Source organism: Streptomyces clavuligerus, from assembly GCF_005519465.1.
In the GTDB taxonomy this organism is placed as follows: Bacteria; Actinomycetota; Actinomycetes; order Streptomycetales; family Streptomycetaceae; genus Streptomyces; species Streptomyces clavuligerus.
In genome coordinates this window covers 2772974-2797327 of record NZ_CP027858.1, presented here as the reverse complement: position 1 = coordinate 2797327, position 24354 = coordinate 2772974, and the positions used below count along the sequence as shown (strand labels likewise).

Sequence of the window (24354 nt, the reverse complement as noted above, 5' to 3'; positions counted from 1 at the left end):
AGGTGCGTGCCCGTGGCCGGTCTCAAGGACACGGCGGCGATAGCCGGAATAGGGCAGACGGCCTTCGCCAAACGGCTGCCGGAAGCGGAGAAGACCCTCGCCTGCCGGGCCGTCCTCGCCGCGCTCGACGACGCGGGCATCGACGCCTCCGAGGTCGACGCCTTCGCCTCGTACACCATGGAGGAGACCGACGAGGTCGAGCTGGCCAAGGCGATCGGCGCGGGCGACGCCACCTTCTTCGCCAAGGTCGGCTACGGCGGCGGCGGCTCCTGCGCCACGGTCGCGCATCTGGCCGCCGCCATCGCCACCGGACAGGCGAGCGTGGGCGTGGCCTGGCGCTCCCGCAAACGGGGCAGCGGCCCCCGCCCCTGGACGAACACCGCCGCCCAGCTCCCCACGCCCGCCCAGTGGACCCGGCCGTTCGGACTGCTGCGGCCCGCCGACGAGATCGGGATGCTGGCGCGGCGCTACATGCACGAGTACGGGGCCACCCGCGACCACTTCTTCCAGGTGGCGCTCGCCTGCCGCAACCGGGCCAACCAGAACCCGGCCGCGATGATGTACGAACGGCCGCTCACCCGCGAGATGTACATGACCTCGCGCTGGATCAGTGAACCCCTCTGTCTCTTCGACAACTGCCTGGAGACGGACGGCGCGCTCGCGTGCGTCGTGGTCTCCGCCGAACGCGCCCGCGACTGCCGCAACCGGCCCGTCTACGTCCACTCCGTCGCCCAGGGGCTGCCCGCGCAGCACCACGGCATGGTCAATTACTGGACGGACGACCCGCTCACCGGCCCCGCGTGGACCGCCGCGCGCCGACTCTGGAAAGACGCCGACTTCGGCCCCCAGGACGTGGACGTCGCCCAGATCTACGACGCTTTCACGCCACTGATCCCGCTCTCCCTGGAGGGGTACGGCTTCTGCGGACGCGGCGAGGGGGCGGCGTTCACCGAGGGGGGCGCGCTGGAGATCGGCGGACGGCTGCCGCTGAACACCTCCGGCGGGGGCCTGAGCGAGGCGTACGTCCATGGCTTCAACCTGATCACCGAGGGGGTGCGGCAGCTTCGCGGCACCTCCACGGCCCAGGTGACCGGCGCCGCGACCTGCCTGGTCACCGCCGGTGAGGATGTTCCGACGTCGGCACTGCTGCTGAGGAGCTGAGATGGCCGAGCCCGCCGCGGGGTTCCTGGACCCCGTCGTCGACGAGGACGGGGCGCCGTTCTGGGAGTACGCCGCGCGCGGGGAGCTGCGGGTGCAGACGTGCGCGGAGTGCGGCGAACCGCGCTTTCCGCCGCGCCCGTGCTGCCCCCACTGCCGGTCCTTCGCCGACACCTGGCGGCGGATGAGCGGACATGGCCGGATCTGGTCCTTCGTCGTCCCGCATCCGCCGCTGCTGCCCGCGTACGCGGGGGTCGCCCCGTACAACGCGGTCCTGGTCGAGCTGACCGACGCCCCCCGCATCCGCCTCGCCGGGAACGTGGTCGCCGCACCCGGCGCGCCCCTGGACTCCGTCGACCCGGCGCGGCTGCGGATCGGCGCGGGCGTGCGGGTCGTCTTCGCCCCCGCCGCGCCCGGCGGGATGCCGGTGCCGCGCTGGCTGCTGGAGCGCGGGTGACCGGCCTCCGGGTCGAGACCTCCGGCGACGGGGTCGCGACGGTCGTCCTGGACCGCCCCGACCGGCTGAACGCCATCGATCTGGAGACGGCGCGGCTCCTCACGGAGACCTGGCGCCGCTTCCGCTACGACGACACGGTCCGGGCGGTCGTGCTCACCGGGGCGGGGACGAAGGCGTTCTGCACGGGGATCGACCGCGCGGTGGACGTACCGCAGCCGGTGTCCCCGTTCTCCCTGGACGATCCGCTGCTCACGATCGGCCCCAAGGCGAACGACCTGTGGAAGCCGGTGGTGGCGGCGGTGGAGGGCATGGCCTGCGGGGGCGCGTTCTATCTGCTGGGTGAGTGCGAATTCGTGGTCGCCTCGCGCACGGCGACCTTCTTCGACCCGCATACGACCTACGGCATGGTCAGCGCGTACGAGACCGCGTACCTGGCGCAGTGCCTCCCCTACGGCGAGGCGGCCCGGCTCGCCCTCATGGGCACCGCCGAACGCCTGACCGCGGAACGGGCGTACGCTATCGGCCTCGTCTCCGAACTGACCGCCCCCGGCGCCGCGCCGACGGCGGCCCGCGCCTGCGCGACGGTGCTGGCGTCGTACCCCCCGACGGCCGTCGAGGGCACGGTCCGCGCCCTGTGGTCCACCCGCTCCGCCGCCCTGACCGGCGCCCACGCCCTGGCCCCCCACCTGATCGCCCTGGGCAACCTCCCCCCCACCGACCAGACCGCGCTCTTCACCTCCCGCCCCCGCACCCCTCGCCCACGCTGAGCCTCCCCGGGGACGGCCGTCGCTCCGCACACGGAAGGGCACTCGAAACGGCGGCCGCCGCCGCCGACGCTACGCCGACAACCCTGCCCCCGCCATGCGAGCACCGCGCACATCGAGCCCGTGCCTTGCGTCGTCCGTTCGGGTGGACCGGGTGCTGGAGAACCGTTCGCCCGTCGAGCGCACCCAGTACACGTACGGTCATGCCTCTGGGAGACAAGCACCAGAAGAAGGATGTCGAGGCGGCGCTGAAGCGGGCGGAGAAGGCCGGGCTCAAGGTGACGCACGACAAGAACCGCCATCGCTGGGGCTGGCTCATCTGCTGTCCCTGCAACAAGTCCGAGCTGGTGTATTGCACCCCCCGTAATACAGGAGATGCGGCGAACCGAATTGACCAATTCACAGAGAAGCACCGAAGCTGTGCGTAGCTGGTATTTCACCTTGCACCTTCAGGAACCGCTGACACCCGAGCAGGCGGACACCCTTGACGGGCTCGACCGCTTCAACGACGGCAGGATCAGCCGTGTGGAGAGTCCGGGGCACACGGAGTTCAGTTGCCTCTTCACGACGGAGACCCTGACCGACGCCATCGCGGAAGCTCTCGACTTCTTCGAGGACTTCCCCGGTGCCCTGATCCGCAGCGTCGAGATGGACCACTACGACCTCAGGGCGAACAGCATGGCGACCCCCGCCGTCGTCCCCGCGCCCGCCGGGGCCTGACGGCAGCAGACAGCCCTGCTCCCACAGAACCAAGGACGGGAGGCGCGACGTATCGATGTCTTCACCAACAACCACCGTGGCCACGCGTGAATGGGACTTCACCCTGCATCTTCAGCAGCCATTGACCGAGGAACAGTCGGACACCATGGCTCATCTGGACTGCTTCGCTGATGGGTGGGCGAGCCTGGTAACGGGACCTTGCTCGGCAGAACTCTGGTGCACCTACGCATCGGAGACCCTGACGGGGGCGATCGCAGAGGCACTGCGGAGGGTGGAGCACCTTCCCGGCGTCCTCGTCCACAGTGTCGAACTGGATGAAATGGCGCTGGACCAGAACGGCATGGCGGCCCCCGCCGTCGTCCCCCCGCCCTTGGCCCGGGTGGGGACAGGCCCGGGGTCCTGACGGCAGCAGACTGCCCCGCTCCCTTCGCAGCGGAGGGGCGGGGCTGTTCCGTGTTCACTGCCCGTGCCTTGCGTCGTCCGTTCGGGTGGACCGGGTGTTGGAGAACCGTTCGTCCGCCGGGGGTGGCAGTAGACGTACGGCCATGCCTCTGGGAGACAAGCACCAGAAGAAGGATGTCGAGGCGGCGCTGAAGCGGGCGGAGAAAGCCGGGCTCAAGGTGACGCACGACAAGAACCGCCATCGCTGGGGCTGGCTCATCTGCTGCCCCTGCAACGAGCACATCACGGTGTACTGCACCCCCCGGAGCCCTGGCGGAGAGGCGAAGAGAATTGACAGCTTCAGAAGGAATCATGAAAACCATGCGTGACTGGTACTTCACCCTCATTCTGGACACCCAACTCACCGAAGAGCAGAAAGACTTCCTGGACGGGCTCGACCGATTCGCTGACGGTGAGGTCGGCCTGATCGAGGGCCCCGGCTACTCCGGTTTTCTGTGCGTCGTTCCCGCCGAAACTCTCACCGCAGCCATCACCGACGCGCTGAGCCGCTTCGAGGACTTCCCCGGCGTCCTCGTCCGCAGCGTCGAACTGAACCACATCGCACTGGACGAGAACGGCATGGCCACCCCCGCCGTCGTCCCCGCGCCGCCCCCGCTGGAGGACGATCCGGCGGCCTGACGGCAGCAGACAGCCCCGCTCCTTTGCCGTTGAGGGAAGCGGGGCTGCTGTACGTCTGCCTACAGGTCGGCGGCGCGGGCGAGCGCGACGAGTCCGGCGAATGCCTGCGGGGTCACGGCGAGGACGGGGCCGTCGGCCCGCTTGCTGTCCCGGACCGGGACGACACCCGTCGTGGACGCGTACGAGGGGGCCCACTCGACGCAGTCTCCCCCGTTCGGGCCGCTGTAGCTGGACTTTATCCACGTGCCCACACAGGCTGCGGCGTTGGCGGTCATGAGCTGTACCCCTTCATGATCGTTTCAATGCGAGTCAAGGACTCATCCTGCCCGAGTGCTTCCGCGCGTAGGCGTTCGTAGGTCTTGACGGCCGCTGACGTGATCTTGGCTGCTTCCTGCGGCCGGGCGCCGTGCGGCCCCTCTGCATGTAGCACCGTAGGCCCCTTTGTGAAGGTCAGCAAAGTAAAGGGCGAGTCCGTCGCCGGAGCAGCCTCGAAGGGGAGGAACTGCAAAGTCATGAAGGGGCGTTCAGCGTCTTCCAGCAGTCGCTGAAGCTGGCGTGCCATCACTCCTCGGTTCCCCACCGCGACCCGGAGACAGGCTTCGTGGAGCACGGCCCACAGCACGGGAGGTGGAGGGTCCACCCGATCGAAGATCTCGCGCCGCTTGGCCCTGTCGGCGACCTTTGCTTCGATGACGGGCGCGGTGAAGCGAGGTGCCCCCCTGCGGTAGAGCGCGTGGGCGTACTCAGGCGTCTGCAAGAGCCCTGGCACGTAGAGGGTGCTGTAGATGTTGATCTCGGTCGCGCGTCGCTCGTACTGAAGATAGGGGACGAACCAAGTGGGGTGATCCCCTTCGATGGCCTGCACGAGCTGTTCAGCCAGCAGGGTCCCCGTACCGAACACGCGGTCGCATCCCACTGCAAAGCGGGGGCTGGGTACCAGCTTGCCGTTCTCCACGTTGGACACATATGCCCCGGAGAATCCGACCGCTTTGCCCAGTCCTCGGACCGAGAGGTGCCGTGCCGTTCGCATCTCCCGGATGTGTATCCCCCACTGTTCAACAGGATTTAACGCTGCATGGGGACTGTCATCGCTCATCGCTCAGACCTCCGTGTTTGCCGATCGAAGAGCCGTCGAATGATGTTCGAACCGTTCAGTGAAGCCACTGAACAGCGCCAAGTGTAGGGCTAGTTGTGGTCATCTGGTCACGCAGCGAAACCGCCCCTCCCGAGGGGTGCGCAAGGAGGCGCCGCATGACCAACAGCCGACCCGTCCCGAGCGGCGACGGCGGACTGTGCGGAGGTCGCCGACCGGCGCGGAAGCTGCTCCCGAGGGATCTGACCGTCATTCCGCCAGCACGTCCACGGAGGTTGACCATGAGTCGGCCGTATGACCGAGGTCCGGAGTTCAATCCGCTCGACTTCGGGCCCTGTGCCTGTCCCCGCCCCGACTGCAAGCTGAAGAAGAAGGCGCCCGTGCTCACCGCTCTGCGGGAGAAGGCCCCGGTGGCTCCCGCCCAGCCGGAGGGGCCCGATGCGCCGCCGGAGTAAGAACGTCTCCCTGCTGGGGGCCGTCATGATTCTGTCGCTGTGGGCCATATCCGTGGGGATGATCGCCTCCGGAGTCGCCAGCGACCTCGAAACACTCCGCCTCCCCGTCTGACGGAACCCCCGCACCCGGGTGGGCCGTCTCCCCGTGGTGGGGGGTGCAGGGTCGTCCCCGGAAGGGACCGGCGGACAACCGCCCGCACTCTGCGTCGGACGCTCGGTCTGCCGGCCCTGAGGAGTCGAGCCCGGAGGCCCCCACATCCCGCACCCGACGACCGACCCGAGCACACCAAGCCCGTCCGGCGTTTGAGGACGGACCCCGCGTCCAACGCAAAGCCTGACGCGCAAGCCGACCGCCCCCGCGCGGCCCCGTCGTCGGGGGCCAGCCCCCGAACCCCCGCGCCTCAAACGCCGGCGAGGCTGAAATGGGCACCCCCAAGGGGCTGAATTTGCCCCCAGAGGGGCCACGTCACCCACCGGCCAACCACCAAGCAAGCACGCTTGCTTGTTCCACAACACACTGCCATGCTCCCGGCACACACCGTCCGACCCCCGAGGGGAGCGCACCGTGTCCCAAGTCGTCGCCGCCGTGCTCAGAGATCTCCGGGACGAGTACGAAGAACTCGACCGGCTGCTGGCGGATGCCACGGACGAGACCTGGGCGCGCGGCACCTCCGCCCCACGGTGGAGCGTCGCGCACCAGGTCGCGCATCTCGCGTGGACCGACCGCGCCGCACTGCTCGCGGTCACGGACCCCGACACCTTCGCCACCGAGGCGGCCAAGGCCCTCGCCACGCCGGAGACCTTCGTGGACGAGGCCGCGACCGAATGGGCGAGGATGCCGCCCGCCACCCTGCTCGCCTACTGGCGCGAAGGGCGCGAACTCCTGCTCACCGCACTGGAGTCCGCCCCCGTCGACAGTCGTTTCCCCTGGTACGGGCCGCCCATGGGCATCGCGTCCATGGCGAGCGCCCGGCTCATGGAGACCTGGGCGCACGGCCAGGACGTGGCGGACGCGCTCGGGTCGGCCCGGGTCCCCACCGCCCGGCTGCGCCACATCGCGCACATCGGCGTGCGCACCCGGGACCACGCCCACCGGCTGCGCGGGCTCACCCCGCCCGCCGCCCCCTTCCGGATCGAGCTGACCGCACCGGACGGCACCCTCTGGTGCCACGGCCCCGAGGACGCGGCGCAGCGGGTCACCGGCCCGGCGCTCGACTTCTGTCTGCTGGTGACCCGCCGCGCCCGCGCCGCCGATCTCGCGGTGACGGCCGAGGGCCCGGACGCCGCCCACTGGCTCACGATCGCCCAGGCGTTCGCGGGCGCCCCGGGGCCCGAGCCCGTGCCACGACCCCCGCATGAGCGGACGGCGGCGGGGAAGGGCTGAGCCCCGGTGGACACGCTCCGGATCGGAAACGCCTCCGGCTTCTACGGCGACCGCTTCGACGCCCTGCGGGAGATGCTCACCGGCGGCCCGCTGGACGTGCTCACCGGCGACTACCTCGCCGAGCTGACCCTGCTGATCCTCGGCCGCGACCGCCGGAAGGACCCCGCGCTCGGCTACGCCAAGACGTTCCCGCGCCAGTTGGAGGAGTGTCTCGGGCTCGCCGTCGACCGGGGGGTGCGGATCGTCACCAACGCGGGCGGCCTCAACCCGGCGGCCCTCGCCGACGAGGTACGGACGCTCGCCGCACGGCTCGGCGTCCCGGTCCGTGTGGCCCATGTCGAGGGCGGCACACCCGCCGACGGCCCCTGGGGGCGGGGCGCGCTCACCGCCGACGCCTACCTCGGCGGCGCGGGCATCGCCGCCTGTCTGCGGGCGGGCGCGGACATCGTCGTCACCGGCCGGGTCACCGACGCCGCCCTCGTCACCGGCCCCGCCGCCGCCCACTTCGGCTGGGACCCGGACGACCCCGACGACCTCGACGCGCTGGCGGGCGCCGTCGTCGCGGGCCATGTCCTGGAGTGCGGCACCCAGGCCACCGGCGGCAACTACGCCTTCTTCACCGACGCCGCCGCCCGTACCCGCCCCGGCCCCCGCCCCCGTCCCGGCCTCCGCCCCGGCTTCCCCCTCGCGGAGATCCGTTCCGACGGCTCCTCGGTCGTCACCAAGCACCCCGGCACCGGCGGACGCGTCGACATCGGCACGGTCACCGCCCAGCTCCTGTACGAGACCGGCGGCGCCCGCTACGCCGGTCCCGACGTCACCGCGCGGCTCGACTCCGTCCGGCTGGAGCCGGACGGCCCCGACCGTGTGCGGATCTCCGGGGTCCGGGGCGAGCCGCCGCCGCCCTCCCTCAAGGTCGGCGTCACCCGGGTCGGCGGCTGGCGCAACGAGGTCGTCCTCGTGCTGACGGGGCTCGACATCGAGGCCAAGGCCGCACTGGTGAAAGCCCAGATGGAAGAGGCCCTGGACGCCGGGGCGGGCCGTCCCGCCGAGGTCCGCTGGGAGCTGTCCCGCACCGACCGGGCCGACGCGGACACGGAGGAACGGGCGAGCGCCTATCTGCGGCTCGTCGTCCGCGACCGCGACCCCGTGCGGGCCGGACGGGCGATCGGCTCGGCCGCCGTCGAACTCGCCCTGGGCAGCTACCCCGGTTTCCATGCCACCGCGCCGCCCGGGGACGCCGCGCCCTACGGGGTGTTCACGGCGCACTACGTCGACGCGTCGGCGGTGACCCACACCGCCGTCCTCCCCGACGGCACCCGGACCGTGCTCCCGCACCCCGCGCGCACCCGGCCGCTCGCACCCGCCCCACCGCCCCCGCTGCCGCCGCTCCCGCCGCCGGGTCCCACCCGCCGGGCCCCGCTCGGCCTGGTCGCCGGGGCCCGCAGCGGCGACAAGGGCGGCGACGCCAACATCGGCGTCTGGGTGCGCTCGGACGCTGCCTGGCCCTGGCTCGTCCACACCCTCACCACCGACCGGCTCCGCGCGCTGCTGCCCGAGACCGCCCCGCTCGCCGTCGACCGCGCGGTGCTGCCGAATCTGCGCGCGGTGAACTTCACCGTGTACGGGATTCTCGGCGAGGGCGTCGCGGCCCGGGCCCGTTTCGACCCGCAGGCCAAGGCGCTGGGGGAGTGGCTGCGGTCCCGGTGGCTCGACATCCCCGAGGCCCTGCTCCCGGACGGCGCCCCCGACCCCGACCCCGACCCGGACTCCGACCCCGACCCCGACCCGGACTCCGACCCCGACCCTGGCCCGGACTCCGACCCCGACCCCTGAGCCGGGACCGGCACCCCCCGCGCCCGCACTCCGCCCCCCTCCACCCCCCTCCGCACCCCGACCCCGGAGGCATCCGTGACCGACGGCCCCGCACCGCCGCCGCCCGAGCCGGGTGGCCCGGGTGACCGATCCGCCCGCCGCGCCGCCATGCTCGCCCGTGTCGCCGCGCTCGACGCCGAGCACGCCAAGGCGCTCGCGGGCGGCGGCGAGAAGTACACCGCCCGCCACCGCGCCCGGGGCAAACTCCTCGCCCGGGAGCGGATCGAGCTGCTGCTCGACCCGGACACCCCGTTCCTGGAGCTGTCCCCGCTCGCCGCCTGGGGCACCGAGTACCCCGTCGGCGCCTCCCTCGTCACCGGCGTCGGCGTGGTCGAGGGCGTGGAGTGCGTGATCACGGCGAACGACCCGACCGTACGCGGCGGCGCCTCCAACGTCTGGACGCTGAAGAAGTCCCTGCGGGCGAACGAGATCGCGCTCGCCAACCGGCTGCCGCTGATCTCGCTGGTCGAGTCCGGCGGTGCCGACCTCCCCTCCCAGAAGGAGGTGTTCATCCCCGGCGGGGCGCTCTTCCGCGACCTCACCCGGCTCTCCGCAGCCCGTATCCCCACCATCGCGGTCGTGTTCGGCAACTCCACGGCGGGCGGCGCCTATGTCCCCGGGATGTCCGACCACACCGTCATGATCAAGGAGCGTTCCAAGGTCTTCCTCGGCGGTCCGCCCCTGGTGAAGATGGCCACCGGCGAGGAGAGCGACGACGAGTCCCTCGGCGGCGCCGCCATGCACGCCCGTTCCTCCGGGCTCGCCGACCACTTCGCGCTGGACGAGCCCGACGCGCTGCGCACCGCCCGCCGGATCGTCGCCCGGCTCAACCGGCGCAAGGCCCACCCCGACCCGCCGCCCGCGCCGCCGCCCCGGTACCCCGCCGAGGAGCTGCTCGACATCGTCCCGGAGGATCTGAAGATCCCGTTCGACCCGCGCGAGGTGATCGTCCGGATCGTCGACGACTCGGCGTACGACGAGTTCAAGCCGGTCTACGGGCCCAGTCTGGTCACCGCGTGGGCGAGCCTCCACGGCTATCCGGTCGGGGTGCTCGCCAATGCGCAGGGGGTGCTGTTCAGCCAGGAGTCGCAGAAGGCGGCCCACTTCATCCAGCTCGCCAACCAGCGGGACATCCCGCTGCTCTTCCTCCACAACACCACCGGCTACATGGTCGGCAAGGAGTACGAGCAGGGCGGGATCATCAAACACGGCGCCATGATGATCAACGCGGTGGCCAACTCCACCGTCCCGCATCTGTCCGTGCTCATGGGCGCCTCCTACGGCGCGGGCCACTACGGCATGTGCGGGCGCGCCTACGACCCCCGTTTCCTCTTCGCCTGGCCGAGCGCCAAGTCCGCCGTCATGGGGCCGCAGCAGCTCGCCGGGGTGCTCTCGCTGGTGGCCCGCGCCTCCGCCGCCGCGAAGGGAAAGCCGTACGACGAGGAGGCCGACGCCGGGCTGCGCGCGATGGTGGAGGCGCAGATCGAGGCCGAGTCGCTGCCCGCGTTCCTGTCCGGGCGGCTGTACGACGACGGGGTGATCGACCCCCGGGACACCCGTACCGTCCTCGGGATCTGTCTCTCCGCGATCCACACCGCGCCCGTCGAGGGAGCCCGCGGCGGCTTCGGCGTCTTCCGTATGTGAGAAGCAGAGGGGACATGACCGCACTGATCCGAACCCTGCTGGTCGCGAACCGGGGCGAGATCGCCTGCCGGATCTTCCGCACCTGCCGTGAGCTGGGCATCGCCACCGTCGCCGTGCACTCCGACCCCGACGCGGACGCGCTGCACGTCCGGCTGGCCGACCGGTCCGTACGGCTGCCGGGCGCGGCGCCCGCCGACACCTATCTGGACTCCGGGGCGCTGATCCGGGCGGCGCTCGCGGCGGGCGCCGACGCCGTCCACCCCGGCTACGGCTTCCTCTCCGAGAGCGCCGCCTTCGCGCGCGCGGTGACCGGGGCGGGGCTGATCTGGGTGGGGCCGCCGCCGGACGCCATCGCCGCCATGGCCTCCAAGACCCGGGCGAAACGGCTGGCCCGCACGGTACTGGAGCCCACGGAGAGCACCGAGAGCACCGAGAGCGCCGATCGGTCCGCCTCGCCCACCGAGGCGGAGCTGCCCCTCCTGGTGAAGGCGGCGGCGGGCGGCGGCGGCCGGGGCATGCGGATCGTCCGCACCCTCGACGAGCTGCCCGCGGCGCTGGCGGCGGCCCGCGCGGAGGCGGTGTCCGCGTTCGGCGACGGCGAGGTGTTCACGGAGCCCTACATCGAACGGGGACGCCATGTGGAGGTGCAGCTCCTCGCCGACACCGCGGGCACGGTGTGGACGCTCGGCACCCGTGACTGCTCGCTCCAGCGCCGCCATCAGAAGGTCGTCGAGGAGTGCCCGGCCCCCGGTCTGGACGCCGGGACGACGGCGTTCCTCCAGGAGTCGGCGGCGGCCCTCGCCCGTGCCGTCGGCTATACGGGCGCGGGCACCGTGGAGTTCCTGCTTCCGCCCTCGGGACGGCCCCACTTCCTGGAGATGAACACCCGCCTCCAGGTGGAACACCCGGTCACCGAGGAGGTTTTCGGCCTGGATCTCGTGGCCTGGCAACTGCGGATCGCCGAGGGCCGCCCGCTGCCGCCCGAGCCGCCCGCGCCCCGGGGCCACGCCGTCGAGGCCCGGCTGTACGCGGAGGACCCGGCCCGGGACTGGGCCCCGCAGAGCGGCGTCCTGCACCGGCTGTCCGTGCCCGGCGGCCCCGGGCTCCGGGTGGACGGCGGATACGCCGACGGCGACACCGTCCCCGTCCACTACGACGCCCTGCTCGCCAAGGTCGTCGCCTGGGCCCCCACCCGCGAGGAGGCGCTGCGGCGGCTCTCCGGCGCCCTGGAACGGGCCACCGTGCACGGCCCGGCCACCGGACTCGGGCTGCTGGTGCGCTCCCTGCGCCACCCGGAGGTGACGGAGGCCCGCATGGACACCTCGTTCTACGCACGTCATCTGGACGGGCTGACCCGGCGGGCCCCCGACCCGTACGCCCCGCTGGCCGCCGCCCTCGGTGCCGCCGCGGCCTCCCCCTCCCGCTTCGGCGGCTGGCGCAACCTCCCGTACCCGCCGCAGGTCAGGCGCTACCGCACCGAGGCCGACGGCGCCGAGCACGAGGTGCGCTACCGCCACACCCGCGACGGGCTCGCCGCCGCCGACCCCGGCGGCGCGGCGGACGTCCGGGTGGTGCGGGCGCTGCCCGGCACGGTGGTCCTGGAGGTGGACGGCGTACGGCGGAGCTACGAGCTGGCCCGGTACCCGGGGGGACGGGTGTACGCGGGGAACACCGCGCTGACCGCCCTGCCGAGGTTCCCCGACCCCGCCCGGCGCCATGAACCCGGCTCGCTGCTCGCCCCCATGCCCGGCACGGTGGTCCGGGTCGCGGACGGCGTCGTCGCGGGGGCCCGGGTCGCCGCCGGGCAACCCCTGCTCTGGCTGGAGGCCATGAAGATGGAGCACCGCGTCACCGCGCCCGCCGCCGGGGTGCTGACCGCGCTGTACGCGGAGCCGGGCCGCCAGGTGGAGCCGGGCGCGCTGCTCGCCGTCGTCCAGGAGGACGGTGACGGCGGCGGGGACGGCCAGGAGGGCAGCGAGGAGAACGGGAACGAGAACGAGGACAACGAGGACAAGGACGAGGACGGGGACGGAAAGGAGGAGGGGCAGAAGGACGGGCAGGGGGCCGGCCCGCAGGACCACCCCGTACCCGAGGACGTGTCGGCCACACCCGAGGAGACCTCATGAGCACCGAGCACAGCCGCCCCGCACCCTCCTCCGAGACCGCGGACGGCGCCGGGAGCACCGACAGCGCGGAGACCCCCGAGCGCCGGGCGTTGCGCGCCGCCGTCGCCGCGCTCGGCCGCCGCCACGGCCGCGACCACGACCGGGAGCGGCTGTGGGCGGAGGCCGCCGCGCTCGGATATCTCGGGGTCGCCCTCCCCGAGGAGTACGGCGGCGGAGGCGGCGGACTCGTCGAACTGTCCATCGTTCTCGAAGAGTTGGGCGCCGCGGGGTGCCCGCTGCTGATGATGGTGGTCTCGCCCGCCATCTGCGGCACGGTCATCGCCCGCTACGGCACCGCCGAGCAGCGGCGCACCTGGCTCCCCGGCCTGGCCGACGGCTCGCTCACCATGGCGTTCGGGATCACCGAACCCGACGCCGGGTCCAACTCCCACCGCATCACCACCACCGCGCGCCGCGACGGCGACGACTGGGTGCTCACCGGCCGCAAGGTCTTCGTCTCCGGCGTCGACATCGCGGACGCGACCCTGATCGTCGGCCGCACCGAGGACGCCCGCACCGGGCGGCTCAAGCCCTGTCTCTTCGTCGTGCCCCGGGACACCGAAGGGTTCGGCCGCAGGAAGATCGACATGGAGATCCAGGCCCATGAGAAACAGTTCGAGCTGGTGCTCGACGAGGTCCGGCTGCCCGCCGACGCCCTCGTCGGGGACGAGAACGCCGGGCTGCTCCAGCTCTTCGCCGGACTCAACCCCGAACGGGTGATGACGGCCTCGTTCGCGCTCGGCATGGCCCGTTACGCGCTGGGCCGGGCCGTCGAGTACGCGAAGCAGCGCCAGGTCTGGGACACCCCCATCGGCGCCCACCAGGCCATCGCCCACCCCCTCGCCCGTTCCCACATAGAGATCGAACTCGCCCGGCTGATGACGGCGAAGGCGGCCCGGCTCTACGACGAGGGGGACGACGCGGGCGCGGGCGAGGCCGCCAACATGGCCAAGTACGCGGCGGCCGAAGCCTGTGTCGCCGCCGTCGACCACGCCGTGCACACCCTCGGCGGCAATGGACTCACCCGGGAGTTCGGCCTCGCCTCGCTGATCACCGCCGCTCGTGTCACCCGGATCGCGCCCGTCAGCCGGGAGATGATCCTCAACTATGTGTCCCATCAGTCCCTGGGGCTCCCCAAGTCGTACTGAGAGGCCCGATTCCGGCCCTGTCGACCCAGCGAGGAGGCACCGATGGCGTCCACCCCCTCCCCCGGACCGTCCGGCACCCCGTCCGGCACTCCGCCCTCCGGCCCGTCCGGCACCCCGTCCCCCGGCCCGGCCGGTGCCGGGACCGCGCCCGTCTTCCGCAGCCGCTACCCCGACATCGAGCCGGTGAGCGAACCCCTCCACGAGGCGGTGCTCGGCCGGGCCGCCGGGTACGGGTCCGAGCCCGCCCTCGTCGACGGGCTCACCGGCGCCGTCGTCAGCTACGCGCGGCTCGACCGCGACCACCGGCGGATCGCCGCCGCCCTCGCCGCCGCGGGTGTCCGCAAGGGTGACGTCGTCGCCCTGCACAGCCCCAACTCGACCGGCTACCCGGCCGTCCTGTACGGGGCCCTGCGCGCCGGGGCCACCGTGACCACGGCGCATCCGCTGGCGACGGCGGAGGAGCTGGCCCGGCAGCTCCGGGACTCGGCCGCCCGCTGGATCGTGACCGCCGCCCCCTGTCTGGAGACCGCCCGGCGCGCCGCCGAACTCACCCCCGGCATCGGGGAGATCTTCGTCTTCGACCGGGCCGAGGGGCACACCGGCGTGGCCGCGATGCTGGACTCCACCGCGCCCGAGCCCGCCGTCCCCGTCGACCCGGACCAGGACGTCGCGCTGCTCCCGTACTCCTCGGGCACCACCGGCACCCCCAAGGGCGTGATGCTCACGCACCGCTCCCTCGTCACCAACCTCGTCCAGGCCCACCGCCTGATCCCGCTGCGGCCCGGCGACCGCGTCCTCGCCGTGCTCCCGTTCTTCCACATCTACGGCCTCGTCGGACTGATGAGCGCCCCGCTGCGCAACGGGGCGACCGTCGTCGTCCTGCCCCGCTTCGACCTGGAGGGCTTTCTCGCGGCCGTCGAGAAGCACCGCGTCACCACGTTGTACGTGGCCCCGCCGATCGTGCTGGCGCTGGCCAAGCACCCGGCGGTGGCCCGGTACGACCTCTCCTCGGTCCGGCACGTCTTCTCGGCCGCCGCCCCGCTCGACGCGGAGATCGCGGCGGCCTGCGCCGCCCGGGTCGGGGTGCCGCTGGTCCGGCAGGCGTACGGCATGACCGAGCTGTCGCCGGGCTGCTACGCCGTCCCCCTGGACGAGCCCGCCCCGCCGCCGGGCACGGTCGGGCTGCTGTTCCCGTCCACCGAGATGAGGCTGCTCCGTCTGGACGACCCCGGGCGCTGCGTCGGCCCCGGCGAGGACGGCGAGATCGCCATCCGGGGGCCGCAGGTCATGAAGGGGTATCTGGGGCGGCCCGAGGCCACCGCCGAGATGATCGACGCGGACGGGTGGCTGCGCACCGGGGACGTCGGACGGGTCGACGCGGACGGCTGGCTCCATGTCGTCGACCGGGTGAAGGAGCTGATCAAGTACAAGGGCTTCCAGGTCGCGCCGGCCGAGCTGGAGGCGCTGCTGCTCACCCACGGGGGCATCGCGGACGCCGCCGTGATCGGGGTGTACGACGAGGACGAGGGGACGGAGATCCCGCACGCGTTCGTGGTCCGGCGGCCCGGCGGCGCGGGGGACTCCCTCACCGCCGCCGACGTCGCCGCCCACGTCGCCGCGCGGGTCTCCCCGTACAAGAAGGTCCGGCGGGTCTCGTTCGTCTCCGGGGTGCCTCGTGCCGCATCGGGGAAGATCCTCCGCCGGGAGCTGCGCGCCGCGCGGCGGTCCCCTCGGGGCACGGACCCGGGGGACGAGGACCGGGAGGGAGCCACACCATGACCGAACTGGTCGCCACCGCTCGCGAACGCGGTGTCGCCACCCTGACGCTCGACTCGCCCGCCAACCGCAACGCGCTCTCCGCGCGGCTGGTGGACGAGCTGGCCGGGGCGCTGGACGCGTGCGCCGCCGACCCCGGCGTCCGGGCGGTGCTGCTGACCCACACCGGGGAGGTGTTCAGCTCGGGCGCCGATCTGAAGGCCCCGCCGAGCCCGTACACGTTCGTCGACCTGCTGCGCCGGATCGTGGCCCTGCCCAAGCCGGTGGTGGCCCGGGTGACCGGCCGGACCCGGGCGGGCGGGCTCGGGCTGATCGGCGCCTGCGACATCGCGGTCGCGGGCCCCCGGGCGGACTTCGCGTTCACGGAGGTACGGATCGGGGTGGCGCCCGCCGTGATCTCGCTGCCGCTGCTGCCGCGGCTCGACCCCCGGGCCGCCGCGCGCTACTGCCTCACCGGGGAGAGCTTCGGCGCGGCGGAGGCGGCCCGGATCGGACTGCTCACCCTCGCCGCCGGGAAGGCCCCGCAGGGCGAGGAAGGCGAGGAAGGCGGGGACGGCGGGGACGGCGAGGAGGTGGACGCGCTGCTCCGGCCGGTGCTCGACGGGCTGCGCAAGGCGTCCCCGAAGGCGCTCGCCGCCACCAAGGCGCTGGTCACCGCGCGGGTGCTGGAGGCGTTCGACCGGGACGCGGAGGATCTGGTGCAGCGCTCGGCGACCCTGTTCGCCTCCGCCGAGGCCCGCGAGGGCATCGCCGCGTTCCTGGAGCGGCGGGACCCGGCATGGGTGCTGTAGCGCCGGTGGCCCCCGGGCCGGACGGCGGGGACGGCCGCCGCGGCGGGGAGCGCGGCCGGCTCACCCGGGGGCGGCTGCTGGAGGCCGCTGTCGACGCGCTCGCCGAGGTCGGCTGGGCCGGGGCCACGGTCTCCGTGGTCGCGGCCCGCGCCGGGGTCTCCCGGGGCGCGGCGCAGCACCACTTCCCCACCCGCGAGGACCTGTTCACCGCGGCGGTGGAGCATGTGGCGGAACGGCGGCGCTCCGCGCTGCGCGAGCTGACCGGGCGGGACCGGGGCGCCGTGGTGGCCGCCCTGGTCGGGCTGTACACCGGGCCGCTCTTCCGGGCCGCCCTCCACCTCTGGGTCGCCGCCTCGCACGAGCCCGGACTGCGGGCCCGCGTCGCCGAGCTGGAGGAGCGCCTCGGCCGGGAGACCCATCGGATGGCGGTCCGGCTGCTGGGCGTCGACGAGTCCGCGCCCGGCGCCCGGGAGACCGTGCAGGGGGTGCTCGACCTGGCGCGGGGGCTGGGGCTCGCGGATCTGCTGACGGACGACGGGGTGCGCAGGGAGCGGGTGGTGGGGCAGTGGGCCGTCCTGGTGGCCCGGGCCCTGGAGGACCCGGACCCGGGGGCGGACTCTCCAGGGCCCGGGGCACCGGTGGCTGCCGGGGGGCCCGGTGCCGGTGCGTCTTCCGGCGCTGCCGTGCCGTCCGGGGCGTCGGCCTCGCCCGGGGGGCTCGCGTCGTCCGGTGTGCCCGGGGTGCCCGTGCCTTCGAGGGCGCCCGATGCCCTTGGTGCTTCCGGTGCTTCCGGTGCTTCCGGTGCTTCCGGTGTACTGGAGGGCGCGTGCGCGCCGTCGGTGCCCCGGGCCGTCTGTCCGGGGCACCCCCCGGAGTGAGCAGTCGGGCCCGGCTCCCCCGGGCCACCGCCACCGCTCCGGACCGCCCGGTCCCGGACCGGGCTCCGCCCGCCCCGGTCCGGCCCGGGCGCCTTCCCGGCTCAGCCCCGGTAGCCGGGGACGTCACGCGGATCGCGCGCCCCCGGCCCCGTGTAGCGGGCGGAGGGACGCACCAGCCGCCCGGTGCGCTTCTGCTCCAGGATGTGCGCCGACCAGCCCGCCGTACGGGCACAGGTGAACATCGAGGTGAACATGGGCGCGGGCACCTCGGCGAAGTCCAGCATGATCGCTGCCCAGAACTCCACGTTCGTGGCCAGCACCCGGTCCGGACGGCGGCTGTGCAGCTCCTCCAGCGCGGCCTTCTCCAGCGCCTGCGCCACCTCGTACCGGGGCGCGCCCAGCTCCTTCGCGGTGCGCCGCAGCACCCGCGCCCGGGGGTCCTCCGCCCGGTAGACCCGGTGGCCGAAGCCCATCAGCCGCTCGCCCCGGTCGAGGGCGCGCCGGACAAAGCCCACCGCGTCCCCGGTCCGTTCGATCTCCTCGATCATGCCGAGCACCCGGGAGGGCGCGCCCCCGTGCAGCGGGCCCGACATCGCGCCGACCGCGCCCGACAGGGCCGCCGCGACGTCCGCGCCGGTGGAGGCGATCACCCGGGCGGTGAAGGTGGAGGCGTTCATGCCGTGTTCGGCGGCGGAGGTCCAGTAGGCGTCCACGGCCTTCACATGGCGCGGGTCCGGCTCCCCGCGCCAGCGGACCATGAAGCGCTCGACGACGGACTCCGCCTTGTCGATCTCCCGCTGGGGCACCATCGGCACGCCTTGGCCGCGCGCGCTCTGGGCGACGTACGACAGCGCCATCACGGCCGCCCGCGCGAGATCGGCGCGGGCCTGGTCGGCGTCGATGTCGAGCAGCGGTTTCAGCCCCCACACCGGGGCGAGCATCGCCAGCGCGGACTGGACGTCGACCCGGACGTCCCCGGAGTGCACGGGAAGGGGGAAGGGCTCGGCGGGCGGCAGCCCCGGTTCGAAGGCGCCGTCGACCAGCAGCCCCCACACCTGGCCGAACGGGACCCGGCCGACGAGATCCTCGATGTCGACGCCCCGGTAGCGCAGGGCACCGCCCTCCTTGTCCGGCTCGGCGATCTCCGTTTCGAACGCGACGACTCCTTCGAGCCCGGGGACGAAGTCGGACATGGGCGGCTCCTCACGTGAGGGCGGCGTCGGTACGGGGCGCCGCGCGGGGGTGTGCGGGTGCGTCCTGCTCCTGTGCCCGTGCGCGCGGGCCCGGTCCGCCGACCGGGGGTCCTGACCGGGGTACGGCGGGGGCCGGGTGCGGCCGGGTTAAGGATTGTGCCGGTTCACCCGAAGCGGGGAAGCGTGAGAACCGGCACAGTCCGCCTACCCACTCCGGGAGGATTAACCGCACTCGGCACCGGGCAGACTGAGGCCCTGCGGCAGGATGGACGATGTGACCGACGCCGCCGCTCAGAAACCGACACCGGATTCTGTTTCCGTGTCCGATGCCCTGTCCGATGCCCTGTCCGTGTCCGTGCCCGCGTCCCTGGGTGACGCCCCGCCCGACCCGGCGGTGATGCGCCGGCAGTACCGCTCCACCCCGCTGCTGGAGACGGATCTCGCCCCGACGCCCATGGATCAGTTCGCCCGCTGGTTCCTCCAGGCCACGTCCGCCGGGGTGGCCGAGCCGAACGCCATGGTGGTGGCCACCGCGACCCCCGACGGCCGCCCCTCGTCCCGGACGGTGCTGCTGAAGCAGTACGACTCCCGGGGCTTCGTCTTCTTCACCAACTACGCCTCCCGCAAGGGCCGGGAGATCACGGCGAACCCGTTTGTCTCGCTGCTCTTCCCCTGGCATCCGATCGGCCGTCAGATCCTGGTGACGGGGCAGGCCCACCGGGTGGGCCGGGACGAGACGGCGGCGTACTTCCGCAGCCGTCCGCACGGCTCCCAGCTCGGCGCCTGGGCGAGCGACCAGTCCACCGTGATCGGCTCCCGGCAGGAGCTGCTGGGGCGGTACGAGGAGCTGGCCACGCGCTACCCGGAGGGCGAGCAGGTACCCGCTCCGGCGCAGTGGGGCGGCTACCGGGTCGTACCGGACAGCGTGGAGTTCTGGCAGGGGCACGAGAACCGGCTGCACGACCGGCTGCGGTACGCGGCCGACGGCGAGGGCTGGCGGGTGGAGCGGCTCGCTCCCTGACGGCCCGTTCCCCGGCGGTCCGGTTTCCTCAGCGGTCCGTTCCCCGGCGGGCCCGCTCCCCCGGCGGTCCGTTCTCCGGCGGCCGGGGCTTCCCGGCGGTCCGGGGCGGGAGCCTTTCGGCGGTCCGGGTCCGGAAGGCCCGTGCCACCGGGCGCGCGCTGGGCCGGGAACGCGGACGACCCGTGGGCCTGAATCCTCCGCCGTACGTTACGGAGGATGCCGGTCGGATTCCGGCGGCCCACGGGTCGGGTGACTGCTGGGGATTGCGGCAGGAGGCCTGCCGACAGTGGAGAGCGCGACAGCAGGCCTCAGCCCGCAGCCACCTCACGCATCCGAGAAGAAAACACTTCCGGATCACCTCCTTTCATCGTGTGCTCCACACAGTAGGAGGCCCCTCCGGAGCGCTCAAGCGAATTATTCGAGCCGTTTTGCCGCCGTCCCATGGCCAACGAGGGGCCAAAAACCGGTGTGTCGTGCGTCACGCTCCAGTTGAATAGGCTCTGACGTGCAACAACACATCCTTGTCGCGTCCTGGGGGGCCGGAAATGAGTGCTTCGAACGGTGAGCCGGTGCTGGCGGCGCACGCGGGGGCGGAACTGCTGGCGGCGCTGCTCGACGGCATGGACGCGGCGCTCTGCGCCTTCGACGCCGACGGTGTCGTCACCCACTGGAACCGGGAGGCCGAGCGCGTCCTCGGCTGGCAGGCCCGGGACGCCGTCGGGCGGCACGGCTTCACCGGCTGGGCCGCGAGACCCGCCGACGCGGCGGGCACGGTCGAGCGGCTGCTCGCCACCATGGGCGCGCCGGGCCGCACCGTCCACGAGTTCGCGCTGCTGCGCAAGGACGGCGGCCGGGTCCTGGTCCGCGCCCAGTGCGCGCGGGTCCTCGGCGCCGACGGCGAACCGGCCGGGGTGTACTGCGCGTTCACCGAGGTGCACACCCAGATCGACCTGGAGCGCTCCATCGCGCTGAGCGAGGCGCTGTTCGACGACGCGCCCTGGGGGGTGGTCCTCGTCGACGTCGATCTGCGGCCCGCCGTCGTCAACACCTACGCGGCCCGCGCCCTGGGCTGCGGCCCCGTCCCGGAGCTGGGCCGTCCGCTGGGCGAGCTGATCACCGAGGGTGTGGACGAGGTGGAGGGCGCGCTCCACCATGTGCTGTCGGAGGGCGCGCCGCGCGGGGTCACCGACATCTGGGTGACGCTGGCGGGCGGGGTGGGCCGGCCGCTGCGGCGCTGCTGGCGCAGTGGCTTCGTCCGGCTGGGGTCCCCGCTGGCGGAGCGGCCGGTGCCGCTGGGCGTGGGCTGGCTCTTCCACGACGTCACCGAGGCGAAGACGGCCGAACAGGAGGCGGACCGGCTGCGGTTCCGCGCCAGCCAGCTCCACCGGGCGGCGCGGGCCGGGGCCGAGTACGAGGAGCCGATGGAGGCCGCGACGGCGTACGCGGACTTCGTCCTCGCGGGCTTCGCCGACCACGCCCTGATCGATCTGGTGCGGCCGGGGCAGGGGGAGGGGCCGGGGGAGGACGTGCGGCTGGTCCGCGCGGCGTCCACCCCGGTGAGCATGCCCGGCCCCTGTGTCGCCGTGTCCGGCGGCGGCCTCCCGGCCCGCTATCCGCTCGGCCATCCGGCGCTGCACGCCGTGGACCGCGCGGGCCCGGTCCGCTCGGCCGCCCCCGACCCGGCCGAGCCCGGCGACTGGTCCCGGGACCGGCTGTGGCCGCCGGACATGATCTACGCCCTGTGCGTCCCGCTGCGGGCCCGGGGCCGCACCCTCGGCGTGCTCACCCTGCTGCGCGGTCAGCGGCGCCCCGGTTTCGAGCGCGCCGACGCGGTGTACGCGGAGAGCATGGCGGCCCTGATGGCGGCGGCCCTGCACCCGGTGGTGCCGACGGAGGGGTGATCCGCCCGGCGCCGCGCCCGTCCGCCGAGGTTCCGGCGCATGACCGTGTCCGAACGGCGACCGTGTCCGAACGGGGACCGTGCCCGGCTCGCGACCGGGCCCGGCCCGGCGGCGGAACGGCCGGGGCCGCTCCGGCCGCACGGCGGTGCGGAGGCCCGGCGCCGCGTCCGCCCGGCGCCATGCCCCGGCCCGGCGCCGCGCGGCCCGTGACCGTTCCCGGCCCGTGACCGTGACCGTGCCCGGCCCGTGACCGTGCCCGGCTCGCGGCGGCACTCGGCCGACGACGCGTCCGGTCCGTGACCGGGCCCGCCCGGCGACGTGTCCGGCGACGTGTCCGGCCCGGCGGCGGAACGGCCGGGGCCGCTCCCGCCGCACGGCGGTGCGGAGGCCCGGTGGAAACGGTGGGAACGGTGGGGGAGCCGCGGCCGGCCGTGGCGCGGAGGCCGGGGGTCAGCGCTGGTAGAAGATCCGGTCGCCGTACTCGCTCATGACCCGCTGGTTCCACTCGGTGCCGCCGTCCACGTTCCCCGAGCGCAGCAGCGGCGGCTCGATGCCGCGCGCCACCAGCTCCTCGGCCGCCGCCGCCAGCGTCGCCTGCATCAGGGCGCTGGTCACCACGGTGGAGGCGGGGGCGAAGGGGGCCTCGATGCCCTCGTGGGTCAGCTCCGCGTCCCCGACGGCGATCTTGGAGTCGAGGACGATGTCGCAGTGGTCCTTGAGGAAGGTGCCCGAGGGGTTCCGGGCGCTCGTCCGCTCCGCGTACGCCACCGAGGTCAGCCCGATGACGGTGACGCCCAGTTCCCGCGCGTGCGCGGCCATCTCGACGGGGAGCGCGTTCCGCCCGGAGAGCGAGACGATCACCAGAAGATCGCCGCGCCGGAGCGGGCTGGTGTCGAGGACCGTCGTCGCCAGGCCCTCGACCCGCTCCAGGGCCGAGCCGAGCGTCGCGGGCATGACGTCCACACCGACCATGCCGGGCACGGTGAGCAGGTTCATCAGCGCGAGGCCGCCCGCCCGGTAGACGACGTCCTGCGCGGGCAGCGCGGAGTGCCCGGCGCCGAAGGCGAAGAGCCGTCCGCCCGACGCCACCGTGTCCGCGATCGCCGCCCCGGCCGCCGCGACACTTCCGGCCTCCTCGTCCCGTACGCGGTGCAGCAGACCGATCGCGGCGTCCAGGAACTGACCGGCCAGCTTGCTCTCGCTCATCAGTGAGCCCTTTCCAGGTGCGAAAACGCGGAGTACAGCGTGGAGTGCGGGGGTACCGGGAGGTGGTGCGTACGGTGTGGGCACGAGGCGCGCTCGGCGTTTCCTGTGCCGTCGATCACGTTGCGGTCTGGACCATTGCGCTGTCAATACGGTCCGGAAGACCGGCTTCCCTCCGGCGCGGCACGGTAGTCAGCGGGATGCGTAAGAATTGACTCCGGGGCCGCAGCGGCACGATTCCACCGAGGGGCACGAATGTCCGGACTGATCGACACCACGGAGATGTATCTCCGCACCATCCTCGAACTTGAGGAGGAAGGTGTGGTTCCTATGCGAGCCCGCATTGCCGAGCGGCTTGACCAGAGCGGGCCCACGGTCAGTCAGACCGTGGCCCGGATGGAGCGCGACGGCCTGGTGCAGGTCGCGGGGGACCGCCATCTGGAGCTGACCGAGGAGGGCCGCCGACTGGCCACCCGCGTGATGCGCAAGCACCGGCTCGCCGAGTGTCTGCTCGTCGACGTGATCGGCCTTGAGTGGGAGCAGGTGCACGCCGAGGCGTGTCGCTGGGAGCATGTGATGAGCGAGGCGGTCGAGCGACGGGTGCTCGAACTGCTGCGCCACCCCACCGAGTCTCCCTACGGCAACCCCATCCCGGGCCTTGAGGAACTGGGTGAGAAGGCCGAGGCCGACCCCTTCCTGGACGAGAGCATGGTGTCGCTGGCGGACCTGGACCCCGGTTCCGACGGCAAGACCGTGGTGGTCCGGCGGATCGGTGAGCCGATCCAGACCGACGCCCAGCTCATGTACACGCTGCGGCGGGCCGGGGTGCAGCCCGGCTCGGTGGTGAGCGTGACGGAGTCCCCGGGCGGGGTGCTGGTCGGCAGCAGCGGCGAGGCGGCGGAGCTGGGGGCCGACGTGGCCTCGCATGTCTTCGTCGCGAAGCGCTGAATCACGCCGACGGAGGGGTGCGGAGCGAGCGGGGGCGGGCCGGTTTCGGTCCGCCCCCGACGATTTCCACCCGGAATCAAGGCGTCCGTGGGCGGAGCGTGCAAGGCTGTTCCTCAGGCATATGACCGAAGGCCGGGGAGGGATGAGGGTGACGCGCCCGTCGTACGCCCCGTGCCCCCCGGGTTCGCCCGACCCCCGCCCCCCGGGCTCACCGCGCTCTTCCCGGCCCGGGCCGTTCCCGCCGGCTTCTTCCGGCTTTTCCGGGCCCGCCGACTTCCGCCGTTCCCGCCGTTCCCGCGGTTCCTGCCGTTTCTGCGGTTTCTGTCCTCGCCGCCGTTCCCGCCGCTTTTTCCGGACCTTCCGATCCAGCGGTTCTTCCGGCTCTTCCGACTCTTCCGGCACTTTTCGGTCTTTCCGCGCTTCCTGTGCTGCGCGCGCTTCTCGTGCCTGCCGGGCCTGCTGTGCTTCCCGGGTCTGCCGCGCTTCCCGGGCCGTCCGCCGCGCGGGGCCCTCGCGAAAGTGCCCCGGCGCCCGAGGGCGCCGGGGCCTGTCCTCCCCTGTGCCGACCCGGAGCCCCGAGCTCCCAGGGTCGGCCCCCGCGGACCGTCTTCCCCGAGCGGCCCGCCTCCCGCTGAAGGTCTCCCCCCACCGGCGGCGGTCATTCCTGCCCGATGGTCACTCGTACGAGGGGTGTTATGTG

Annotated in this window: 24 protein-coding genes and 1 pseudogene; 21 read left to right on the top strand and 4 right to left on the bottom strand. The window is 73.3% G+C overall.

The genetic code is table 11. The features are described from left to right. Nucleotides 1-12: 12 nt before the first annotated feature. The 8 genes from CRV15_RS11540 (at nt 13) to CRV15_RS36295 (ending at nt 4179) form a co-directional block, all read left to right on the top strand. Nucleotides 13-1161 carry a lipid-transfer protein gene (locus tag CRV15_RS11540; protein ID WP_003953396.1) on the top strand — a complete coding sequence of 383 codons (1149 nt, stop codon included), beginning with the start codon at nt 13-15 and terminating at the stop codon, nt 1159-1161. Nucleotide 1162: 1 nt separating this feature from the next. Then, nucleotides 1163-1615 carry a Zn-ribbon domain-containing OB-fold protein gene (locus CRV15_RS11535; protein ID WP_003961374.1) on the top strand — a complete coding sequence of 151 codons (453 nt, stop codon included), beginning with the start codon at nt 1163-1165 and terminating at the stop codon, nt 1613-1615. Next, nucleotides 1612-2382: an enoyl-CoA hydratase/isomerase family protein gene (locus CRV15_RS11530; RefSeq protein ID WP_003961375.1), complete on the top strand. Its 771-nt coding sequence runs from the start codon at nt 1612-1614 to the stop codon at nt 2380-2382. The genes CRV15_RS11535 and CRV15_RS11530 overlap by 4 nt, the downstream gene beginning before the upstream one ends. A 200-nt stretch (nt 2383-2582) precedes the next feature. Next, nucleotides 2583-2807, top strand: a complete 225-nt coding sequence (locus tag CRV15_RS11525) for a hypothetical protein (RefSeq protein ID WP_003953393.1) — start codon at nt 2583-2585, stop codon at nt 2805-2807. Continuing rightward, nucleotides 2800-3099, top strand: coding sequence for a hypothetical protein (locus CRV15_RS11520; protein WP_003961376.1), 300 nt, complete (start codon nt 2800-2802; stop codon nt 3097-3099). Before CRV15_RS11525 ends, CRV15_RS11520 begins: the two co-directional genes overlap by 8 nt. A gap of 55 nt (nt 3100-3154) precedes the next feature. Continuing rightward, nucleotides 3155-3502: a hypothetical protein gene (locus CRV15_RS11515; protein WP_003961377.1), complete on the top strand. Its 348-nt coding sequence runs from the start codon at nt 3155-3157 to the stop codon at nt 3500-3502. Nucleotides 3503-3587: 85 nt separating this feature from the next. After that, nucleotides 3588-3869 (top strand): hypothetical protein, encoded by a 282-nt coding sequence (locus tag CRV15_RS11510; protein ID WP_003961378.1) that lies wholly within the window; start codon nt 3588-3590, stop codon nt 3867-3869. After that, a complete protein-coding gene (locus tag CRV15_RS36295) occupies nt 3862-4179 on the top strand; it encodes a hypothetical protein (RefSeq protein ID WP_003961379.1) in 318 nt (105 codons plus the stop codon). Before CRV15_RS11510 ends, CRV15_RS36295 begins: the two co-directional genes overlap by 8 nt. Nucleotides 4180-4238: 59 nt before the next feature. Here CRV15_RS36295 and CRV15_RS11500 read toward each other — a convergent pair whose 3' ends face one another. Next, entirely contained in the window at nt 4239-4454 is a 216-nt protein-coding gene (locus tag CRV15_RS11500) for a DUF397 domain-containing protein (protein ID WP_003953388.1), read from the bottom strand. Further along, the gene (locus CRV15_RS11495) at nt 4451-5275 is read right to left on the bottom strand and encodes a helix-turn-helix domain-containing protein (protein WP_003953387.1); all 825 of its coding nucleotides are present in this window, start codon (nt 5273-5275) and stop codon (nt 4451-4453) included. The genes CRV15_RS11500 and CRV15_RS11495 overlap by 4 nt, the downstream gene beginning before the upstream one ends. A gap of 278 nt (nt 5276-5553) precedes the next feature. Here CRV15_RS11495 and CRV15_RS35900 point away from each other — a divergent pair, with 278 nt between their 5' ends. The 10 genes and pseudogenes from CRV15_RS35900 to CRV15_RS11455 all read left to right on the top strand — a co-directional run. Continuing rightward, complete coding sequence (locus CRV15_RS35900) at nt 5554-5727, top strand: hypothetical protein (protein WP_009997219.1); 174 nt, start codon at nt 5554-5556, stop codon at nt 5725-5727. After that, nucleotides 5711-5839, top strand: a complete 129-nt coding sequence (locus CRV15_RS37395) for a hypothetical protein (protein ID WP_003953385.1) — start codon at nt 5711-5713, stop codon at nt 5837-5839. Before CRV15_RS35900 ends, CRV15_RS37395 begins: the two co-directional genes overlap by 17 nt. Before the next feature lie 453 nt (nt 5840-6292). Then, entirely contained in the window at nt 6293-7111 is an 819-nt protein-coding gene (locus CRV15_RS11490; protein ID WP_009997221.1) for a TIGR03084 family metal-binding protein, read from the top strand. Between the two features lie 6 nt (nt 7112-7117). Then, on the top strand, nt 7118-8947 hold the full coding sequence (locus CRV15_RS11485; RefSeq protein WP_009997222.1) for an acyclic terpene utilization AtuA family protein: 1830 nt from the start codon (nt 7118-7120) through the stop codon (nt 8945-8947). Nucleotides 8948-9094: 147 nt separating this feature from the next. Beyond that, nucleotides 9095-10630 carry an acyl-CoA carboxylase subunit beta gene (locus tag CRV15_RS11480; RefSeq protein WP_003961382.1) on the top strand — a complete coding sequence of 512 codons (1536 nt, stop codon included), beginning with the start codon at nt 9095-9097 and terminating at the stop codon, nt 10628-10630. A 14-nt stretch (nt 10631-10644) separates the two neighbouring features. Continuing rightward, nucleotides 10645-12756, top strand: a complete 2112-nt coding sequence (locus CRV15_RS11475) for an acetyl/propionyl/methylcrotonyl-CoA carboxylase subunit alpha (RefSeq protein WP_003961383.1) — start codon at nt 10645-10647, stop codon at nt 12754-12756. Beyond that, nucleotides 12753-13943: an acyl-CoA dehydrogenase family protein gene (locus tag CRV15_RS11470; RefSeq protein ID WP_003953380.1), complete on the top strand. Its 1191-nt coding sequence runs from the start codon at nt 12753-12755 to the stop codon at nt 13941-13943. Before CRV15_RS11475 ends, CRV15_RS11470 begins: the two co-directional genes overlap by 4 nt. Nucleotides 13944-13985: 42 nt before the next feature. After that, nucleotides 13986-15722, top strand: a complete 1737-nt coding sequence (locus CRV15_RS11465) for an AMP-binding protein (protein ID WP_003961384.1) — start codon at nt 13986-13988, stop codon at nt 15720-15722. After that, complete coding sequence (locus CRV15_RS11460) at nt 15719-16510, top strand: enoyl-CoA hydratase family protein (protein WP_003961385.1); 792 nt, start codon at nt 15719-15721, stop codon at nt 16508-16510. The genes CRV15_RS11465 and CRV15_RS11460 overlap by 4 nt, the downstream gene beginning before the upstream one ends. After that, nucleotides 16498-17103 (top strand): annotated as a pseudogene (locus CRV15_RS11455) (TetR/AcrR family transcriptional regulator); the annotation flags it as partial. The gene CRV15_RS11460 and the pseudogene CRV15_RS11455, both read left to right, overlap by 13 nt. Before the next feature lie 386 nt (nt 17104-17489). On the opposite strand, the gene CRV15_RS11450 reads toward CRV15_RS11455, so the two are convergent. After that, nucleotides 17490-18581 (bottom strand): citrate synthase 2, encoded by a 1092-nt coding sequence (locus CRV15_RS11450; protein ID WP_003961387.1) that lies wholly within the window; start codon nt 18579-18581, stop codon nt 17490-17492. Between the two features lie 265 nt (nt 18582-18846). Here CRV15_RS11450 and pdxH point away from each other — a divergent pair, with 265 nt between their 5' ends. Further along, a complete protein-coding gene (gene pdxH, locus CRV15_RS11445; protein ID WP_003961388.1) occupies nt 18847-19602 on the top strand; it encodes a pyridoxamine 5'-phosphate oxidase in 756 nt (251 codons plus the stop codon). A 545-nt stretch (nt 19603-20147) separates the two neighbouring features. Beyond that, nucleotides 20148-21503, top strand: coding sequence for a PAS domain-containing protein (locus CRV15_RS11440; protein WP_003961389.1), 1356 nt, complete (start codon nt 20148-20150; stop codon nt 21501-21503). Between the two features lie 450 nt (nt 21504-21953). Here the strand turns inward: CRV15_RS11440 and CRV15_RS11435 are convergent, their stop codons facing one another. After that, entirely contained in the window at nt 21954-22709 is a 756-nt protein-coding gene (locus CRV15_RS11435; RefSeq protein ID WP_003953372.1) for an SIS domain-containing protein, read from the bottom strand. Nucleotides 22710-22961: 252 nt separating this feature from the next. On the opposite strand from CRV15_RS11435, the gene CRV15_RS11430 reads away from it, so the two are divergent. Next, nucleotides 22962-23654 carry an iron-dependent transcriptional repressor DtxR gene (locus CRV15_RS11430; protein WP_003953371.1) on the top strand — a complete coding sequence of 231 codons (693 nt, stop codon included), beginning with the start codon at nt 22962-22964 and terminating at the stop codon, nt 23652-23654. Nucleotides 23655-24354: the final 700 nt, after the last annotated feature.

Excerpts from the sequence above, each read along its gene's own strand:
- CRV15_RS11535 (WP_003961374.1), top strand. The coding sequence starts at position 1,163 with ATGGCCGAGCCCGCCGCGGGGTTCCTGGACCCCGTCGTCGACGAGGAC.
- CRV15_RS11525 (WP_003953393.1), top strand. The coding sequence starts at position 2,583 with ATGCCTCTGGGAGACAAGCACCAGAAGAAGGATGTCGAGGCGGCGCTG.
- CRV15_RS11515 (WP_003961377.1), top strand. The coding sequence starts at position 3,155 with ATGTCTTCACCAACAACCACCGTGGCCACGCGTGAATGGGACTTCACC.
- CRV15_RS36295 (WP_003961379.1), top strand. The coding sequence starts at position 3,862 with ATGCGTGACTGGTACTTCACCCTCATTCTGGACACCCAACTCACCGAA.
- CRV15_RS11500 (WP_003953388.1), bottom strand. The coding sequence starts at position 4,454 with ATGACCGCCAACGCCGCAGCCTGTGTGGGCACGTGGATAAAGTCCAGC.
- CRV15_RS11495 (WP_003953387.1), bottom strand. The coding sequence starts at position 5,275 with ATGAGCGATGACAGTCCCCATGCAGCGTTAAATCCTGTTGAACAGTGG.
- CRV15_RS35900 (WP_009997219.1), top strand. The coding sequence starts at position 5,554 with ATGAGTCGGCCGTATGACCGAGGTCCGGAGTTCAATCCGCTCGACTTC.
- CRV15_RS37395 (WP_003953385.1), top strand. The coding sequence starts at position 5,711 with ATGCGCCGCCGGAGTAAGAACGTCTCCCTGCTGGGGGCCGTCATGATT.
- CRV15_RS11480 (WP_003961382.1), top strand. The coding sequence starts at position 9,095 with ATGCTCGCCCGTGTCGCCGCGCTCGACGCCGAGCACGCCAAGGCGCTC.
- CRV15_RS11475 (WP_003961383.1), top strand. The coding sequence starts at position 10,645 with ATGACCGCACTGATCCGAACCCTGCTGGTCGCGAACCGGGGCGAGATC.
- CRV15_RS11470 (WP_003953380.1), top strand. The coding sequence starts at position 12,753 with ATGAGCACCGAGCACAGCCGCCCCGCACCCTCCTCCGAGACCGCGGAC.
- CRV15_RS11465 (WP_003961384.1), top strand. The coding sequence starts at position 13,986 with ATGGCGTCCACCCCCTCCCCCGGACCGTCCGGCACCCCGTCCGGCACT.
- CRV15_RS11460 (WP_003961385.1), top strand. The coding sequence starts at position 15,719 with ATGACCGAACTGGTCGCCACCGCTCGCGAACGCGGTGTCGCCACCCTG.
- CRV15_RS11450 (WP_003961387.1), bottom strand. The coding sequence starts at position 18,581 with ATGTCCGACTTCGTCCCCGGGCTCGAAGGAGTCGTCGCGTTCGAAACG.
- pdxH (WP_003961388.1), top strand. The coding sequence starts at position 18,847 with ATGGACGATGTGACCGACGCCGCCGCTCAGAAACCGACACCGGATTCT.
- CRV15_RS11440 (WP_003961389.1), top strand. The coding sequence starts at position 20,148 with ATGAGTGCTTCGAACGGTGAGCCGGTGCTGGCGGCGCACGCGGGGGCG.
- CRV15_RS11435 (WP_003953372.1), bottom strand. The coding sequence starts at position 22,709 with ATGAGCGAGAGCAAGCTGGCCGGTCAGTTCCTGGACGCCGCGATCGGT.
- CRV15_RS11430 (WP_003953371.1), top strand. The coding sequence starts at position 22,962 with ATGTCCGGACTGATCGACACCACGGAGATGTATCTCCGCACCATCCTC.